This is a genomic window from Prosthecobacter sp. (assembly GCF_020439865.1).
In the GTDB taxonomy this organism is placed as follows: Bacteria; Verrucomicrobiota; Verrucomicrobiia; order Verrucomicrobiales; family Verrucomicrobiaceae; genus Prosthecobacter.
This window is the reverse complement of record NZ_JAGRPF010000035.1, coordinates 1-2,365: the sequence shown is the minus strand read 5'-3', so window position 1 is coordinate 2,365 and position 2,365 is coordinate 1. Positions and strand designations below refer to the sequence as shown.

Annotated in this window: 1 protein-coding gene; it reads left to right on the top strand. The window is 59.9% G+C overall.

What is annotated here, in order from left to right:
- On the top strand, positions 1-2,278 hold a 2,278-nt coding region (locus KDL09_RS03465; RefSeq protein ID WP_294381345.1), incomplete at its 5' end, for a UvrD-helicase domain-containing protein.
- Positions 2,279-2,365: the final 87 nt, after the last annotated feature.

Genomic DNA, 2,365 nt, shown 5'->3' with positions numbered 1-2,365 from the left:
GGACTACCGGCGGTTGTTGCGTGTGTTCATCGCCCGCATGCCGCGTTTGTTTCTCGGCACGCTCGACAGTTTCTTCTCGTCCGTATTGCGCAGTTTCCCGGCCGAATTCGGGCTCGCGGGCGACTTTGAAATCTTGAACGAGCATCTGAGCGGGGTGGAGCGCGAGCGTGTGTATCGGCTCGTCTTTCAGCGCACGCTGCCCGGCTTGAAATCGCGTGGCGAGAGCCTCGCTGCGCAGCAGGAGTTTCTCGAGGCGTTTCGTCGCGCCACCTTCGGCAAGGAGGAGTCACGCATTCGCGACGTGCTCGACCAGTTCATCGAAAATCAGCACGAAGTCCTGCTGCATGCCGCCAGTGGTGAACTGTGGGGCAATGCGCGTGCGGTCTGGCCGCAAGGCTGTCACTGGCTCGACACCAAGGTGGACTTGAAGGCGGAAACCGGGCGCCTGATGCAACGTCTGGAGGCCGAGGACGCGCATGACAAAGCATGGGAGTTCTGGACTCAGTTCAGCGACGAACTCGGCGACTATCATCCCGGCGGCAAGCTCACGAACCGGATCGAGTTTTTCGTCAAGAAGGCCCTGGCACAGTGGGATGAGATCGAAGCGAAGAAGTGCACGCTGACAGTTAACAGGCAAAAGCAGACGCTTGAAGGCCGGACCTGCGATGCCTTCAAGGCGATCATCACGTTCATCGTCGGGAGCGAACTTCGTGTGAGGTTGGAACGCACGCACGGGGTGTGGGCTGTTTTGAACCAGTATGAACAGACCTGGGCCCGTCAGGTGCGGCGGCGGGGACGGCTGACGTTTCAGGACATGGAGCTGATTCTCGCCGGACATGAATTCGCCGCCGGACTGCCGAAGCCGATGCTTTCCCAAGTTCCGGGTGAACAGGAGAGGCTGCGCATCGACTACCGGCTCGATGCACGCTATGACCACTGGCTTCTCGACGAGTTTCAGGACACCAACCACATCCAGTGGTCGGTGATTGAAAACCTCATCGACGAGGCCGTGCAGGACACCAGCGATGAACGCACGCTCTTCCAGGTCGGCGATGTGAAGCAGGCCATCTATGCCTGGCGCGGGGGTGACACGCGGTTGTTTGACGACATTTACCTGCGTTACAGCTCCGAAAGCGAAAAGCGCATCCAGAAGCGGCCGCTGAATGTGTCCTGGCGATCAGGGCACGATGTCATCGACATGGTGAACCGCGTGTTCGGTGACAGGACTGCGTTGAGTGAGCTGCAACTGCCTGTGGAAACCATCGATCGCTGGCCCTGGCAGCCGCATCAAGTCGCAGGCGTTAACGATACGATGGCTGGCCATGCGATGCTGTTGAATCCTCTTTCATCGAATCAGGAAAAGCCAGGTGACGAAGACATCTTCGCGCTCACGCTCGGAATTCTGGAGCATATCGCGCCGGTCAGTCGCGGGTTGAGCTGTGCCATCCTTGTTCAGAGCAACCGGAAGGGGCGTGAGCTTGTGGACTACATCCGCGCGCATTCGAAGTCGCGCATTCCAGTGATGTGCGAATCAGAAATCGCCATCGCCACGGACAACCCGCTCACTCTCGCACTGCTGAGCATCATCCAGGTGGCCGCACATCCCGGTGACACGATGGCGTGGGAACATTTGCAAATGACACCGTTCCGTGAGGTGCTGGTGGATCGAATGCCCGGCCATCTCGCCAGCGAGGTGCTGAGACAGATCTTTGACGAAGGGTTTGAGGCCGTGCTGCGCCACTGGCTGCTGGAACTCGAAAAGACCGGGATCGCCATCGATGCCTTCAGCCGGCGGCGTGCCGAGGATGTGGCGCTGGCCGCACGATTGTTTGATCAAGGCGGCAGCCGCGACGCCGACGAGTTTCTCGCCTATGCCAGGAGCTATACCGTGCGTGAGCCGGACACGCACAACGCGGTGCAGGTCATGACCGTTCACAAGTCAAAGGGGCTCACCTTTGACTGCGTCATCCTTCCCGATGTCGGTGGCACCAAGCTCACGGAGGTGCGTCGTGGCATCGGCGTGAAACGCGACCATGAGCGGCACGTGGAATGGGTGTTCGATCTGCCACCATCGAATCTCGTGCAGGCGGATGAAGTGCTCGCCGCCTACCGCGCCGAACGCGAAGCCGAGGCGGCTTACGAAGAGCTGTGCAAGTTTTACGTCGCTCTCACGCGGGCCAAACACGCGAACTACATCATCGCCGCGCCGCGCGGCAAAAACTCGACCTCGAACAACTTCATCAAACTGCTCGATCTCACGCTAGGCGGAGAGAAGTAACCCGCTGAACGTGAGTTTGGCGGCGTGAAGGCGGCGGTCGTCTACGAGTCGAGCACGCAATCCACCAACGCGCGCTGGTTTGACCGG